Annotated in this window: 17 protein-coding genes; 3 read left to right on the top strand and 14 right to left on the bottom strand. The window is 67.3% G+C overall.

Features of this window, described 5'->3' with window-relative positions:
• The 12 genes from ABNF97_RS04030 to ABNF97_RS03975 all read right to left on the bottom strand — a co-directional run bounded on the left by ABNF97_RS04030 (position 1) and on the right by ABNF97_RS03975 (position 7155).
• On the bottom strand, positions 1 to 186 hold the full coding sequence (locus tag ABNF97_RS04030; RefSeq protein WP_349337690.1) for a helix-turn-helix transcriptional regulator: 186 nt from the start codon (positions 184 to 186) through the stop codon (positions 1 to 3).
• On the bottom strand, positions 183 to 1997 hold the full coding sequence (locus ABNF97_RS04025) for a replication initiator (protein WP_502930447.1): 1815 nt from the start codon (positions 1995 to 1997) through the stop codon (positions 183 to 185). The genes ABNF97_RS04030 and ABNF97_RS04025 overlap by 4 nt, the downstream gene beginning before the upstream one ends.
• A gap of 11 nt (positions 1998 to 2008) precedes the next feature.
• Positions 2009 to 2866, bottom strand: a complete 858-nt coding sequence (locus ABNF97_RS34090) for a DUF2637 domain-containing protein (RefSeq protein WP_502930436.1) — start codon at positions 2864 to 2866, stop codon at positions 2009 to 2011.
• Positions 2863 to 3375: a hypothetical protein gene (locus ABNF97_RS04015; RefSeq protein WP_349337688.1), complete on the bottom strand. Its 513-nt coding sequence runs from the start codon at positions 3373 to 3375 to the stop codon at positions 2863 to 2865. Before ABNF97_RS04015 ends, ABNF97_RS34090 begins: the two co-directional genes overlap by 4 nt.
• Entirely contained in the window at positions 3372 to 4292 is a 921-nt protein-coding gene (locus ABNF97_RS04010) for an FtsK/SpoIIIE domain-containing protein (protein ID WP_349337687.1), read from the bottom strand. Before ABNF97_RS04010 ends, ABNF97_RS04015 begins: the two co-directional genes overlap by 4 nt.
• Entirely contained in the window at positions 4283 to 4513 is a 231-nt protein-coding gene (locus tag ABNF97_RS04005; protein ID WP_349337686.1) for a hypothetical protein, read from the bottom strand. The genes ABNF97_RS04010 and ABNF97_RS04005 overlap by 10 nt, the downstream gene beginning before the upstream one ends.
• Positions 4514 to 4515: 2 nt before the next feature.
• Positions 4516 to 4734: a hypothetical protein gene (locus tag ABNF97_RS04000; RefSeq protein ID WP_349337685.1), complete on the bottom strand. Its 219-nt coding sequence runs from the start codon at positions 4732 to 4734 to the stop codon at positions 4516 to 4518.
• The gene (locus tag ABNF97_RS03995) at positions 4727 to 4894 is read right to left on the bottom strand and encodes a hypothetical protein (protein WP_349337684.1); all 168 of its coding nucleotides are present in this window, start codon (positions 4892 to 4894) and stop codon (positions 4727 to 4729) included. The genes ABNF97_RS04000 and ABNF97_RS03995 overlap by 8 nt, the downstream gene beginning before the upstream one ends.
• 115 nt (positions 4895 to 5009) lie before the next feature.
• Positions 5010 to 5432 (bottom strand): hypothetical protein, encoded by a 423-nt coding sequence (locus ABNF97_RS03990; RefSeq protein WP_349337683.1) that lies wholly within the window; start codon positions 5430 to 5432, stop codon positions 5010 to 5012.
• A 129-nt stretch (positions 5433 to 5561) separates the two neighbouring features.
• Positions 5562 to 6293: a GntR family transcriptional regulator gene (locus tag ABNF97_RS03985; RefSeq protein ID WP_349337682.1), complete on the bottom strand. Its 732-nt coding sequence runs from the start codon at positions 6291 to 6293 to the stop codon at positions 5562 to 5564.
• Positions 6294 to 6671: 378 nt separating this feature from the next.
• The gene (locus ABNF97_RS03980) at positions 6672 to 6824 is read right to left on the bottom strand and encodes a hypothetical protein (RefSeq protein ID WP_349337681.1); all 153 of its coding nucleotides are present in this window, start codon (positions 6822 to 6824) and stop codon (positions 6672 to 6674) included.
• 82 nt (positions 6825 to 6906) lie between these two features.
• Positions 6907 to 7155: a hypothetical protein gene (locus ABNF97_RS03975; protein ID WP_349337680.1), complete on the bottom strand. Its 249-nt coding sequence runs from the start codon at positions 7153 to 7155 to the stop codon at positions 6907 to 6909.
• A gap of 628 nt (positions 7156 to 7783) precedes the next feature.
• Between ABNF97_RS03975 and ABNF97_RS03970 the strand changes: the two genes are divergently transcribed.
• From ABNF97_RS03970 to ABNF97_RS03960, 3 genes are all read left to right on the top strand, one after another.
• On the top strand, positions 7784 to 9094 hold the full coding sequence (locus tag ABNF97_RS03970) for an NsdA family TPR-like regulatory protein (RefSeq protein WP_349337679.1): 1311 nt from the start codon (positions 7784 to 7786) through the stop codon (positions 9092 to 9094).
• A 15-nt stretch (positions 9095 to 9109) separates the two neighbouring features.
• Positions 9110 to 9664 (top strand): GNAT family N-acetyltransferase, encoded by a 555-nt coding sequence (locus ABNF97_RS03965; RefSeq protein ID WP_349337678.1) that lies wholly within the window; start codon positions 9110 to 9112, stop codon positions 9662 to 9664.
• 75 nt (positions 9665 to 9739) lie between these two features.
• Entirely contained in the window at positions 9740 to 10096 is a 357-nt protein-coding gene (locus ABNF97_RS03960; RefSeq protein ID WP_349337677.1) for a hypothetical protein, read from the top strand.
• A gap of 1496 nt (positions 10097 to 11592) precedes the next feature.
• Here the strand turns inward: ABNF97_RS03960 and tcmP are convergent.
• On the bottom strand, positions 11593 to 12756 hold the full coding sequence (tcmP, locus tag ABNF97_RS03955; RefSeq protein ID WP_349337676.1) for a three-Cys-motif partner protein TcmP: 1164 nt from the start codon (positions 12754 to 12756) through the stop codon (positions 11593 to 11595).
• 27 nt (positions 12757 to 12783) lie between these two features.
• Entirely contained in the window at positions 12784 to 13554 is a 771-nt protein-coding gene (locus ABNF97_RS03950) for a DUF5131 family protein (protein ID WP_349337675.1), read from the bottom strand.
• Between the last annotated feature and the right edge of the window lie 739 nt (positions 13555 to 14293).

Genomic DNA, 14293 nt, shown 5'->3' with positions numbered 1-14293 from the left:
TCAGCCTGCCTGCCGGTCGAGCCACGCACGGACGGCCGCCGGGTCGTACCGGAGGTGACGGCCGACCCGGGAAGCCTTCGGCCCGGTACGGCGATAGCGCCACTGGTAGAGCGTCGACACGGGAACGCCGAGGAAAGAGGAGACGTCTTCAACTGTCCACAATGGCTCGATCGTTTGGATGGTCACTTGCCTTTCTCCCCGTTGTCGGTGGTCTCGCGTCCGGTTGCCGAAACAGCGTCGGTCGCGCGTCGCCGAGCCGCGTCGAGGTCTGTTCGCCAGCGGATGCGGGCCGAGACGGCGCGCAGGATCCGGTGTTCCAGGGGTAGGACGTCGGGGTCTTCGGGTCGGGCGAGTTCGAACCGGTACCGCTGTGGGTTGTCGTCGGCCGCCTGGCCGTGCCCGTCGCCCTGGTTTTCGTCGGCGGCGTCGGTGTCGGCCATGCCGCCGGCGAGGATGGCGCGGATCCAGGCCCGGTTGTCGGCGCGGTGGTCGGCCAGGGTCTTGCCGGACCACTGCCGGGAGACGAGGACGCGCCGGCCGGTGAAGCCGAGCGTGGAGCGTTGGTGGACTTTCCCTGTGCAGCGGCCGGGGGTCAAGCCTGCCTTGACCCCGTCGGGTTGAACGCCGTACAGCAGCCAGTTTGCGCAGGTCGGCGAGCAGGGCAGGACGGAGAGTTCGGCGTGGAGCCGGTCGAAGTGCGCCTTCTGTGCGTCGGAGCGTGGTCGGGCCTGGTCGGTCAGGTCCTTGGTGACGTACTTCGTCACGTACCGGATCGACCGCTCAGCATCCTTGGTGCCCTGCTCGATCCCCCGGGCGTCGATCCGGCCCAGCCGGGCCACGTACGCCGGCCGGGAGTTTGGTTCCTCCAGCTCGTCGAGCGCCAGCGACCACGGGGTCAGCGGTTCGCGTGTCTTGGGGTCGACGTACGCCTGTTGCTCGACATCCCAGACCGGCGGCTTGTCGACGGTGTAGACCGGTTCGTCGAACGCTGGCCACCACACCTGGTGGTAGGTGGCGGCGGCGATCTGCTTCAACAGTCGTCGGGGCAGGGTGCCCCGGATCGCGAAGTGCGCGTGTGGGGCGAGCCGTCGTTGGAGTTCGACGGCTCCGGCGTATTGGACGTTCCAGCCGGCGGTACGGCGGACGTTCTGCCACCAGCGATCGAGGACCCGGGCGAAGTGGATCGAGTCCAAGGCCGCGCGTCGGTAGTCGTAGCTGGCCGGGTCGACGGGTGTGCCGAGTAGGTCATCGTGTGGGCCGTGTCGCTGGCCGCACTCGCAGGGCGCGATGTAGGCGCCGCGCCGTAGGTGGGAGTGGACCGGCCCGTGCGAGCCGAGCGTGAGCGTGACGAGCATCGACGGCCGGTAGGTCTTGCCGTCCCTGCCCGCGTAGGCACGGCCGACGGTGCGGGGGTCAACGGGCAGCCGGGGCAGGTCGGGTGAGTCCTGCCGCCGTTTGGTCGACCGCTTCCGCCGGGGCCGGTCGATCCGCTCCCGGGGCGTGAGGTGCCCCCGCAGGTCCGTGGCCGCCAGGACTTCGTCAAGCTCGGTGATGCCTTGGTCGAGGTCCGCGAGTTGCGCGGCTCGTTCGTCGGGGTGCATCGGCTGGTACTGGAGTGCTTCGCGTTCGAACTCCATGTGTGCCCGGACCCGGACCAGCGCGAGAACATCCTCGCCCGGGTGGTCGGGGCGGATGGCAGGTTCGTCGGCGAGGTGCCAGCCCTCCCGGATCTGTTGGATCCGCAGCCGCCGCCCCCGTTCGGCGCAGGGCTTGCACTTCGCTGCCAGGGTCGCGCCGCACGGCACTTCGATGACTTCGGTGGCGCCGGTTTCGGTGTCGGTGCGGCGTAGGGCCAGCGGGCGGACGCAGACGCCGTGCTGTTCGGCGAGTTGCCGCAGCGCGTCTTTCGCCAACGGCTTACGCATCCGGTCGGCCCGAGACCCGGGCCGAGGTTGCCCAGTATTGCCGACCGGGACGGTCGGGGTGGGTGGAGGCATTGGGGTGACGGTCAACGGTTCACCTCGGGGCTTGCGGGTCGTTGGGTGCCGTTGCGGGTTACGAACGCGGTTGCGGGGACGGGGACGAGCGCGGGCCGGTCGGGTTCGCGGATCAGCCGCAGGAGGTCGGACGCCGTCCCGTTGGCGACCCGTAGCGCGGCGCGAAGTTCGTCACGGGTGATCGGCCGCCCGGTTGCTGCCCGATGCTGCGCGGCAGCCTGCCGGGCGAGCTGAACCAGGTCTACGGGCGCCGCCTGGCCCTCGTCCTGCCATCCGTCCCCGCCGTCCTGGGGGTCAGCCTGCTCGTCCCGGCCGTCGGGACGATTGGCGTTCTCGTCCTGGCCGTCGCCGGTCCCGTCCTGCTGGTCCTGGCCGCCGACCTGGGCGGGTACCGGTACAGGACGAGGCTCGTCCTCAACCATTGATGAAGCCGAGTCCGGGACGCCGGCCGGGGACGCGACGGAGGACGGCGGCGGGGCGGGTTTGGTGGTGAGGACGAGTTTGGACAGGCCGAGGAACGCCAGAGCGGGGACGGCGGACAGCAGCCATCCGGACAGTCCCGGTTTCGCCACCGCCAGTTGCGCCGACAGGGACAGGGCGACGGCGGCGACGAGAAGGAACATCGGGTAGCCGACCGGACCGCCGATGCGGCGACGGCGGCGGATGGTCAGCAGGGCGGCGAGGGGGATGAGTTCGGAGATCGCGGCGTTGGCCCAGCCGAACCAGTCCCCCGTACCGGCCGGGGAGTTCGCCATCGTCCAGTCGTGGACATGGGTGAACGACGCCGCACCGGCCAGCCCGCCGACGATCAGGAGGATGCCGACCAGAACCACACTTTCCACTCGCTCGCTACGGGTCACGCCGGTCATGCCGACACCTCCGGCTGCGGGTCGCTGCCGCAGAGCCGGCGGTAGGTGCGGCCGAGGTCACGGATATCGGCGTCGGTGAGGTACGAGAAGCGGACCCGGACCGGTTCCCGCACGCCGTCCAAGGCGACGTAGCCGACCCCGGCCGCTGTTTCGGGGATCTGGTCACACAGTGCGCCCCGGTCGTGGGCACCGTCGCCGAGGACGAGGTCGCATTGCTCGGGTTCGGTCAGCCGTAGCCCGATCCGGGTCGGGAACAGGTCCCTAAACGGCAGCACCTCCTTGCGCGGGTCCTGCAACGCGGCGACGATGTGCACCCCGACCGCCCGCCCCTGTGACAGCAGCAGGGACAGCGCGTCCTTGATGCGTTCCTTGACCTTCCGGTCGGAGATGTACGCCGTCAGTGACGCCAGCTCGTCGACGACGAGGACGATCAACGGGTCATCGACGGTGGGGGTGTGCTGGCGGGCGACGCCACGCAGCCGGGCCGCCCGTAGCCGCATCCGTTTCACGGCTTCTTCCAGAACACCGGCCATGCCCTCCGGGTCGTCGTAAGCGAACCGGGCGAACAACGGCAGCCCGGCAGCCAGTTCCATGCCGCCCTTGGGGTCGAACACCACAACTCGACAAGCCCCGACCGGACACCACCCGCGAGGGATGCAACCAGTGACCAGAGCACGGAGCCCTTGCCGGAGTTCGTCGCCCCCGCGATCAGCACATGCGAACCGGCCAGCCGCAGCCGGTACGTTGCCCCGTCCTCGCGCACGCCCAGCGGCAGCCCGGTGAAGTCCGGCACTTCGGGAACCGGCAGGGGTGCCACGGTGGCGGCGAGGGGGTCACGGCGTAGGAACCGCAGGACGACCCGGTCCGGGCGGCTGGTGGTGCGTGCCTGGCCGTCGCGGAGCCGGAACGCGTACGCCAACCGTTGCGCCGCTCCCGCCCAGTCGTCGGGAAGCTGGCCGGGCAGCATCCGGACGGTGACCTCATCGACATGCCGGTCACAGCGCACCTTGAGTAGTTGCGGCACGTACCGGTCACCGGCGAACGCGGTCGCGAGGCCGCAGGTGGCCATGGTCGACGCCCAGCCACGCCGGTAGACCCACAACCGACGCCACCGGCCCACTATCGGATACCAGCCGAACCGCAGCCACGACCGCGGATGCCACCGCCACCAGCCGACACAGCCCACGGCGACGGCCAGGACGACGGCGGCCAGGACAAGCCGGCCGTACCGGGCGTGCACCCACAGCGCGGCGAGAGTCGGGCCGGTCAGCCACCAGTACCGCACGGCAAGCACGGCCAGGCGGACGAGGCCGCGTAGCAGCCACCAGCCGACGAGGAGCCAGCCGGGCACCCGCCACGCCGGAAGCCGCATGTTCATCGGCGCAACCGGGATCTTCTCCCCCGGAATGATGTTGATCAACGGCATGACCAGTCACCACCCCGAACCGGGCGGGCAAGGGTGGCCACGCAGGTCTTGCACGCCATGTGCTCCAGGTCGAACCGGCGCGGCTTCACCCACTGCCGACAGCGCGGGCAACGGATCGCATCGACCAGCAGCGGCCCCGGCGGTAACCCCAACAACTGCCGCAAGATGACGAGCAGGTGCCACGCCAGGAACCGCACGCCAGGGAAGCGGAAACGAGTCATCGTCAGCACCTCCGCCGCAGCTCATCGGCCTGCACCCGGGCGAGACGGGCCAGCTCCGACACCTCGGCCCGATCCGAGCCGGGATCGTCGGCGACCTGCTCCAGCAGGTTCGCCTTACGGTCGAACCAGGCGGCCCGCTCAGCCGGAGTCGCGGTGAGGCCGGGCATGGTCCGCAGTAGCGCGGACAGGTCGGCGGCGAACGACGAGAGCCGGTCACTCATCGCGGCCACCGCCCACCAGGTCAGCCGGGTACGCCTGGCCGGCGCCGGCCGCGCAGACGTCGCAGATGCTCGCGTGTGGCGGCATGGCCGCCAGTTCGTCGCAGCACTCGCAGTGCCGCCACACCTCCCTACGCAGCGTCGTGACGCGGGCAGGAGTCATTACCATGGGCGTCACAGCCCATCCCCCTTTCCAGGGTTGATCGGGTTGGGAGGCGCGGGACGGGCCGGAATCTTTGGTCGGACGAAAGCCCGCCCCGCGCGTTCGTAACTGCCGGTCAGCCGGCGGCGGTGCCCGCCGACGCAGGGACAATCCCGGTGGCGCGCAGCGAGTAGGCCATGCGCGCCCTGCACTGGCCGGACGCCTTGCAGCGGTGCGAGTCGACGTACGGCGTGACGGTCAGGCCCTCGAACTGGATCGCTGCCGGGTAGCCCGGCACCGCCGACGCCGGCGGCACCGGCTGTTGCGGGCTGATGACCTTCACCTTGACTTCGGTGGAGCGGCCGAACTTGCCCGCCTCCGGGTCGAGGTCAATGACCCGGACCACCCAGATCCGCTCGCCGGTCTCCTTGTCCCGCGCCTGGTCGTCGGACTCGCCCCGCCGGTCGAAGTCGACCTGTGGGCCGACGCCGAGGAACAGCGCACCGGCCGGGAACGCGTAGTCAAACGGAACCGGGACCTTGATCGAACCAGGAACCACGTAGCGCCTCCCCTTGTGAACTGGCCGAGAAGCAACCGCTCTAGCAACTCAACCAGTTGACTTGTTAAGTGGCTTCAAAGGTAGGTCTGTCCAACTTGACTTGTCAAGTGCTTGAGCGAAGGTGCTGGATCAGTCGAGCGGGTAGACGTCTTCGAGATCGTGCCGGGACGCCGGCAGCAGCAGGTCAACCGCCAGCAGTGGCGACCCGGTCCGGTCGCAGATGGACAGCAGGACCGTCAGCACTGGCTCTGTTGGGTCGACCCGCAGTAGCGACGCTTCGTCTTCCGAGGGGAGCCGGGCGGAGATCCGCTCGGCGACGTGATCGAACCGGACCGCCTTCCGGGACGCGATATGGCGCAGCAGCCCGTCCGAGAGCGGGTCTGTCGTGCCGAGATTGGTACCGTCGGCCAGGTCGAGGGGCACGAACGCGGTTCCCAGCTCGACCGGCCCCAGGTCGTCGACGACGACCAGGCGACGCCGGGCGAGAACGGGAGTCCCGGGCGCGATGTTCAACGCGGACGCCGCACGCGGGGGAGCGGGCACCACCTCGGCGGCAAGCACCGTCGAATCGGTCCGCTCGGCGCTGTCCAGCGCCGCGTAGGCCCGTTCCCGACTCCGCTGCCCGGCCCGCGCCGGCCGGCCGAGGACGAAGCGGCCCTTGCCTTGCCTGCTCTCGATCCACCCGTCCTGGCGCAACAGGTCCAGCGCCCGCACGACGACCGGGCGTGACGCCTTGAACTCCCGGATCAACTCCGTCTCACTGGGCAACATCGAACCAAGCGGGTAGGCGCCACTCTCGATCCGCTCTTGCAGCGCGTTGACGATCACGACGTACTTCGGCGCGGCGACCTCGATTGGCACCCGTACCCACATCCTCAGTCGACAACTCAACTTGCCAAGAGGCTATCTATGCTGCTGGCGCCCTGTCCATCACCCCCAGGGGTTCCAACGCAGATCACTAGCCGGGCCACCATCAGCCGATCATGCGAGCCGATACCTACCCACCCCACCACCGCCACGAACCGGAGGCGCCGACCAGGTCCGGGCGAGACCCACCAGGCAACCGACGAGGCAGCCGCCCGTAACGACGGAAGACCAGCAACGCCGCCACCCGTCGCCCGCACGGGCCGACCTCACCACACAACGGACAGCGGCCGTCCGCGCTCGACTCGGTGTGCCGGTTAACCTCCGTCTGCGCCGCCCGTAGTTCGTCCAGCGCCGCGCCGGACAGGTAGACGCTCATCGGTCGGCGCGGTACGGGGAGAAGAACGACGCACGCACGAGGATCTCCACCGACTTGCCGGACTGGCCATCGTGCATCATCTGCACCCCCTCCAGCCAGACCCACTCATCCCGCTCCGGCCGGTTCAACGCCAGGCGGACGCCGGTCACCCACACCGCGATCGGTCCCATCTCGGGTCGAAACCGGTCCCTGGCATCGAGGCGGATTACCGCGCCGAGCTGTACGCGTACGTCAAGCACGACGACCGCCGGCCGGACGCCGCACCGCCCCTGCCGGCCGGACCCGGGCCGGGGTTCGGAGGATCTGTAGCCCGGCGGGTTGGACGAAGATCTCCCGCCGGTCCACCGCCTGACCCGCCTGGTCGAGGACGTAGCCGGTGATCCACGCCCACCCGTGATAGGTGGGCTTCGGATCCACCTTCACGACCCGGAAGATCAACGCCTGATCACCGGCGAACTGGACCGAGGCACGCCCGGTCACGCGTACGAGGTCTCCTGTTTTCGGCACCACGGCAGATGTCCCCTCATGGAGTGGCGCCGAGGTGGGCGGGTTCTACGGACCGGCCGCCGTCGGGTCGACGGACACGACTCTCTGCCCAGCACCCACCCCGGGCCTATCTCACCCCGGCCGGCTCCCCGTCCGCGCCGGGAACCCATGAACCGCTCGCACCGGTACCGCCGCAGTCGATGCAGTCCCGCCGCTGTACCCGGCCGGGGTGGGCCGGAGCGCGCAGCGCGCGGCGAGGACTGGCCACCTTCCAGCCGTGGCCCCCGCACCCCCGGCACCACACCGTCAGCCCGGCCCCGAGGTCGATCGGGGACCTCAGCCGAAGCACGGTTGGACACCGCAACCCTTGCTGGCGCGCCCGGATCACGACGTGAACCCGCCAGCCCTCGGAACCGGGCTCGGTCCGGGTTAGCCTCGAATCAGCGGTTGCGCTGTGTGGAGCGGTCACACACCGATCGTGGATTGATCGACGGGGACCGTTCGAGGACCCGTATCGACATCTGTGGAGGACATGCGGCGGACATCCCGAGGACCTGTATTGATGCAAGGACCTGGACGGGTCAGCGTAGGGACAAGCCCAACCAACGAGAGGCAGAGCCGGATGGCCCGAGAGCGGCGCGAACCCCGCACCCTGCTGGAGCACCTGATCCAGCAGAGTGACCGCACGTACGAGGAACTGGCCGAGGAGTTCTCCCGGCTCGACCCCCGTGCGGCGATCAGCGCCCGCCACCTCGGCCGCCTGGCACGCGGCGAACGGGACCTGTCCGGATCGACACCGGCAACCCGCCGCGCCCTGCAAGCCCTGTTCGGCCGACCGGTCGACGAGCTGCAACGCCCCTGGGCACCCGACAACCCCTCCAACATCCCGGAACAGGCCGCCACCCTCGGCATACCCGGGACAGGTCCGGAAAGGACGATCCTCGCCATGGCCGCCCAACGCGCCCGCCAGTACGCCATGCTCGCCGCCGAAGCCACCACCCCCGCCGCCATCCAACAACTCGCCGAAGACGTACAACGCCTCGCCCTGGCCTACCCACAACAGCCGGTCAACCAGCTCATCGGCGACCTCGCCGAAACCCAAGACACCCTGTTCACCCTCCTGGAGCGCCGCCAACCACCGAACCAGTCGAGGGACCTGCACTTCCTGGCCGGGATCACCAGCGGTCTACTGGCCAAGGTGTCGCACGACCTGGCCGACCCACACGCCGCGATGCTCCAATCCCGCACCGCCGTACTCTGCGCCGAACAAGCCGGACACCCCGGACTGCAAGCCTGGCTACGCGGCATGCAATCCCTCGTCGCCTACTGGGCCGGCCGGTACGCCGAAGCCGTCCGCTACGCCGACGCCGGCCGCGAACACGCCACCGAAGCCGGCGGCACCACCGCGGTCTGGCTCCCGGCCAACGCCGCCCGCGCATACGCCGCCCTCGGCAACGCCGAACAAGCCAAAGCCGCCATCACCGAGGCCGAGCAGGCATGGACCCGGGTACGCCCCGACGACCTCGACGCCATGGGCGGCATCTGCACCTTCAACCAGCCCCGCACCCTCTACTACGCCGCCGACGCCCTGGCCTGGCTCCCCGACCAGGCCACCGAAGCCGAGGACTACGCCACCCAAGCTGTTACCGCCTACGCCGACCCCCACGACCCGGCATGGGCCTTCGGCGACCAGGCCGGATCCCACACCGACCTAGCCATCGCCCGGATCGCCGGCCGTGACCTCGACGCCGCCACCGACGCCATCACCCCGGTATTGGAGTTGCCCGCCGAGCAGCGGATCAACGGCATCGTTCACTCCGTCCGCCGTGTCCACCAGGCCGTTACCCGCGCTGGACTCACCGCCGACGCCCGGGACCTGGTCGACGGGATCGAGCACTTCACCCACACCCCCGCCAACGCCCTCCCTCGATAAGCCAGGATCAGACGCGTGTACCCGATCGACACCATCACCGGCAGCCTGGTCAACCTTCGCGAATTTTCCCCCGACGACGTCACCGACACCCTGGCCATCGTCGGCGACGACCGCGTCACCCGATGGCTCTCCCACGACAGCCGCAACCACGACCAGACCACCGCGATGATCGAAGGCGCCATCCAACGAGCCCAGACCGAGCCCCGCAACGAGTACTACCTCGTCATCACCGACAAGCACGACCAGATGATCGGCTTCGGCCGGCTCGGTCTCGGCGGAGTCAAAGCCGCCAAACTCGGCTACGCCATCCACCCCGACCACTGGGGCCACGGCTACGCCACCGACGCCGCCCGCACCCTCATCAACTACGGCTTCACCACACTCAACCTCCACCGCATCACCGCCGCCATCGGTCCCGAAAACGCCGCCTCCATCGCCGTAGCCAAACGCCTCGGCATGCAGTACGAAGGCCACCTACGAGACCACGTCCACACCAACGGCACCTGGCGAGACTCCCTCCTCTACTCCATCCTCGCCCACGAATGGCCAACCAGTCCGGCCGACACGTAGCACTCCAGCTCCTGGTCAGTACACCGGGCCGGTAGGGAAAGATCACGATGCGTCGCAGGTCTGTAGCATTCGGACATGCGCGACGCAGCCACGCCCCCAGACGACGGCCACGACGCACACCCCGACACCACCCCCACACCCAAGCAACGCGCTGCTGCCATCCGCTCTGCTGCCGCCGAAGTCCTCGCGCGAGTACAGGAATGGCGCAACTCCCCGAACTGGCACGACAATGACGCCAACCACCACCGGTATCAGCTCACGCTGGACACCATCGCCATGCTCGACAAGCTGCCCAACCCGGAATCGCAGGAGACTGGTTCCCCGCTGGTCGACGCCATCGGCCCCGTCCTCGCGGCATGGCGCCCCAGCCGCCCAGGCCCCGAACAAGCCATCTTCGCTTCGGTGGAGAGGCTGCAACGCGCAGCCCGCTAAACACCCCATCCGTTCGGTGAAAAACTTCTATACGCCTTCAAGGCGGCCCGCAACGGGCCGCACGCGCCGCCGCCTGGGCGCGCGCCGGCCGCTGCCGCTGTCGCTCTGCAGCCGTCACGCCTGATGCCCGGCGGCTGGCGCGGAGAGCGGGGGAGCCCGGTGAGCCGCCGCAGAACGACAGGCCGTTGACCGGTGGTGTGGTGGGCCGGCAGCCGGCCGGGCCGCGCGGCCACGAGCCCGCGCGGCCTAGGGGGAGCGCACACCGGCCGCGTCGGCGGCCTGGTGGCGGTCGCCGGGGTTGCGGTTAGAGCGCCTCCGGCGGGGGCGCTCCGGCTCCAGGATGGCCGGGGCTCCCGTCGGCTGGTCGCGGCCCGTGGATGGTTGCGGTAGGCCATCCCGCCCGCCATCGACCCGGGCAAGCCGAGCAGACCACCGCCCGACCCGCCAGCGTCCGTGCGGGGAGTCGCGTTGCATCCAACGAAGCAAACCGGGTGGCGGCGGCACCGGACGTAGCCCTAACTCCTTCCGAGAAGCACAAAGAAATGCATAGCTAGCCTCGGCATATCGCCAGTACAGTTCGCGCTCTTTAGTCTTATCGTATTCTTGTGAGTCGCTGTTGAAGCGCAAGTAGTCTATTCCTTGTGCGATTGATTGCGAGACTTGTCGTGCTGCGAGGGTAACCTTAGGACTTGCCGTCACTTCTATGGCATCGAGGAGTTCCATCGATCGCTCATACTCGGACTTTAGGGCGGACTCCTGCTCCTCTTTGGAAGTCCGCCAATTCTCTATCTGGAAGAAGGTCATAACGTTTAGTTTGTGATTGGAGCCACTGAAGGAACGGATGATGTCAGGGAGCTTGTCTCGCTGCCACTTACGGGCCTCGTTCTTGTTCGACAAATAGGCTTGATAGCCAACGTTTACGAGACTTAGGGTAGCGGCAACGCATGCCGCGATGGCTGCCAGCGTCTGTGCCTGCATGCTCACAAGCTAAGCGATGCGGTCCAGGTGTCATAGAGCCCACTAAGCTGACATCAAGATCCCTCTGATCGGGTCGGGCGACGACCTGGGCGACTACGGGTGCGAACATCGGCGGACGGGCAGAGACGAGGTCGCCGCACTGCGTCTTCGTCAAGATCGACATGGAATCCCGCCGCGTGCCCGCTGCGTGCCCGATGCAAAGGTCAACACCAGTCAGTAGCGGCGCGCGGAGCGCTCTCACCCTCACCGCTCCGCCCTTCGTCCCGAACGACACCACTACTCAGCCCTGTGGGCCGCTCACCGGCCAAACCCAGGCCATGCACCTCCCAGACTGACCGTCTCGATGAACTGGGTGACCAAGTTGGCGGCGACGGGACGGACCATACCGAACGCGCACGGGCGCTAATGGACCGTTGCCGCAGGTTACAGCCTGGGTCGAGCCACGTCAGGCCACGCGAGCTTCCTCGCGTCGAATTGGTCGGCCGCGTCCTGTCGTCTCGACCTTGCAGTAGACCTAGCTAGAACAACGTCATCGAACCTGTGTGCGTGATCTGTGTCGATCCAACGAGACGGCTACTTTCGGGAAAAATTGTAACGTTTCTTTCGCTTACGAGCGTACGCACAGCCTGCAAGGTCTGCCCAGGGCGAAAGATGGTCTTGAGGAGAGTGAACCGGCGCAACTCATCCAGCGTCGCAGTCCGCTCGGGGAGAGTTGCAAGGTGTTCCAGAAGAAGGCGCCGGAGCGGCCCTAGTTGAGGCACCGGCTGTATCGGAAGAGTTTCCTGATTGGGGTCCCTGGGGTCGCGATAGCCAATTCCTTGATACGGGTCCGCGCGCCAAATTGCGTCCTTCATCTTCTCGACGCCTCTATCTGAATTAGTGCCGTAGACGAGGTACAACAGGTTCTTTCGCGCGTCCGCTAACTCAAAATCGAGCACGTATTGGAAACCCGCCTCATTTAGCACTCGGCGATACTGGGACTTGATATACTGGGCCTTTTGGTCTTTTGGCTGCAATTGGACTTCCCGCCATACCACCGGACCAAATACCCTGTCCCCGTAATGTCGAGGATCGGAGGCGAACCGCCAAAACTGGCTAGGCTGCATCGTGACGATCACCTCGCCGGCCTTGCTATTGGCCGTCCTAGTCAGGATCTCGAAATCGACAGCGGAGCCCCAGGTATCGAGGATTAGAAGTAGTGGCTTATTCCAGACCTGATGCCTATCAAGGAGAGGAAGAAGGTCCTCCCTGCAGTTACCCTTCTGCGGGTCGACCACCAAGCCACGCGCTCCGAGTTTGGTCTTGTCGAGCGTCCCGAGTTCGCGTATAAGCACGTTACGCAGGTGGTCGGCCCTTGCTTCGTTGTCTTCAAGCAGCAAAAAACGGCCTTCCCTGCTTGGATTTGGTGGCGAACTACAGCCGAGAGCGGATCTCAGAGCAATAATTGGTGAACCCGGCGACCCGTCCTTGTACTCGCCTGGTCCTGAGAAACCCTCGGCGTAGGTTATTCCGCTGGACCCGTAGGCCGATTGGAGCAGGATCGGAAACCAGGCGTTGAGGTAACTGCGGTACACGAGGTGCTTGACTGCTGTGTGCAGGTCCTTGTCCCAGAGCACTTCGTCAGGCGTCGGCAAGGCCTCCTCCTGTCTACGGTACGCAGTTGTCTCGATACCGTACGACATGTTGAGGCGATCGGCTACCCCCAGCGTCTAGCCGACCGTCGACCTGGATGCCGCCCGTGATACCGGCATTTCATCCCAAATCTCGCCATCCAATGTTCGGCCGCCAGCCTTGGGTGTCCTGCCTCCCCATTGCTTGAAGAAGAAGGCAACGTTGTCTCTCTGGCATTGGTCCCGGAGTGCGCGCACCCAGCACGGATCCACGGGGCGGGCGCCTGCTCCGGACTCTCCACCCGCAATGAGCCAGTGAATGCCAGTGAGGTCAAGAGATGTCAGCGGGCCGAGGAGGGGCTCGGCAGAGATGAAGCGGACCGCTGCCGGTACGGCTCGTAGGTGGTCGATTCTGTCAATCTCGGACATATCCTCGACACTGACGCCCATCCAAACGTTGGAGGGCCAGGTCAGTCGACGGGCGACCTTACCCAGACGGGAAGCCCGCTTCGTCAGTACTTGGTACGTGTGCTGAGGAGTCGCCGCCATGACGTCGAAGACTTGCTCGACGAACTCAAAGGGCACCTTGGCGTGGAAGAGGTCGCTCATGGAGTTGACGAACACGATTCGTGGGTCTCGCCAGCGCAAGGGCAAAGTGAGATCGGCCGGATGAACCGCAACACCGAAACCCGGCCCTGAGGTGCGTGCATCTCCGTCCGTCTGGTATTTAGGCGAGCCCATCGCCTTGAGCCGTTTCGACAGTGTGAGGGCGTAACAGTGGTCGCAGCCGCGAGAGATTCGATCGCAGCCGGTGGTCGGGTTCCAGGTGGCCTCGGTCCACTCGATGGGACTCTTGTCTGCCATCTTCATACCTCCTCGCCGGCGAAGCCCATTCTGTCGAACATGCGTACGGATAGATAGGTGTACGCTCAATCTTTCTTGTGACCAACGAGACAAGCAGCGTACGTAGCTCTGCTTCTAGCTCCAACAGGTAACGCTTGGGTGGCCCGGGTGGTTGTGACCAGACCCCGACCGGCGCAGAAGGTGTGCCTTTGGCGCCTCGATCCGCCCGCGTGCGCGACCTCGGAAAGGCTGGCCGCGCCCGGTGGTCCGCCACTGCCCGCGTCCCCGCCAGTTGCTGTCACCGCTGCTGTCGAGAGCAGCTTGCCTCGACATCAGGTCGTGGACCGGGAGGCAACGACACCATCTCACTGCCGAAACGTTCTCTTTGGGATCAAGGGCGCCGCGCGAGCGCGGCGCCGGCCCGCCACGCTCGGCCTGCTGGCGGCCTCCGGCCGGCATCGGCCGGCGCGGCGGGCCACGTGCGTGCTAAGGCTCTAACGAGTCGTCCCAGTCGTCGATCAGCGCGTCGAGCGCATCGACTCGTCGACGAAGGACGGCAGCATCTGCGGCTGGCAGCACCTGGATAGCCAGTGCCATCAGGCGTCGATAGTCGGTCGGGTCGGGACAGCACTCAGCCCGCCCGCACCCGAGCATGCCCTGTCTCTCTCGACGCGGCGCGCGAACGAACGAATCCCACACTCGCAAGGCGCCCGCGACCGCGCCAGGACGAAACCGCGTCCGCTCCAGTCGGGCGATCTCCGCTTGG

It is taken from the genome of Plantactinospora sp. B6F1 (genome assembly GCF_040120695.1).
Lineage (GTDB): Bacteria > Actinomycetota > Actinomycetes > Mycobacteriales > Micromonosporaceae > Plantactinospora.
The sequence above is the reverse complement of the archived record's forward strand: the minus strand, read 5'-3'. Positions and strand labels throughout refer to the sequence as shown.

Coding starts and splice junctions, on each gene's coding strand:
- ABNF97_RS03995 (WP_349337684.1), bottom strand. CDS start 4,894: ATGACTCCTGCCCGCGTCACGACGCTGCGTAGGGAGGTGTGGCGGCAC.
- ABNF97_RS04005 (WP_349337686.1), bottom strand. CDS start 4,513: ATGACTCGTTTCCGCTTCCCTGGCGTGCGGTTCCTGGCGTGGCACCTG.
- ABNF97_RS34090 (WP_502930436.1), bottom strand. CDS start 2,866: ATGACCGGCGTGACCCGTAGCGAGCGAGTGGAAAGTGTGGTTCTGGTC.
- ABNF97_RS04000 (WP_349337685.1), bottom strand. CDS start 4,734: ATGAGTGACCGGCTCTCGTCGTTCGCCGCCGACCTGTCCGCGCTACTG.
- ABNF97_RS03970 (WP_349337679.1), top strand. CDS start 7,784: ATGGCCCGAGAGCGGCGCGAACCCCGCACCCTGCTGGAGCACCTGATC.
- ABNF97_RS04010 (WP_349337687.1), bottom strand. CDS start 4,292: ATGCCGTTGATCAACATCATTCCGGGGGAGAAGATCCCGGTTGCGCCG.
- ABNF97_RS03960 (WP_349337677.1), top strand. CDS start 9,740: ATGCGCGACGCAGCCACGCCCCCAGACGACGGCCACGACGCACACCCC.
- ABNF97_RS04025 (WP_502930447.1), bottom strand. CDS start 1,997: ATGCCTCCACCCACCCCGACCGTCCCGGTCGGCAATACTGGGCAACCT.
- tcmP (WP_349337676.1), bottom strand. CDS start 12,756: ATGTCGTACGGTATCGAGACAACTGCGTACCGTAGACAGGAGGAGGCC.
- ABNF97_RS03950 (WP_349337675.1), bottom strand. CDS start 13,554: ATGAAGATGGCAGACAAGAGTCCCATCGAGTGGACCGAGGCCACCTGG.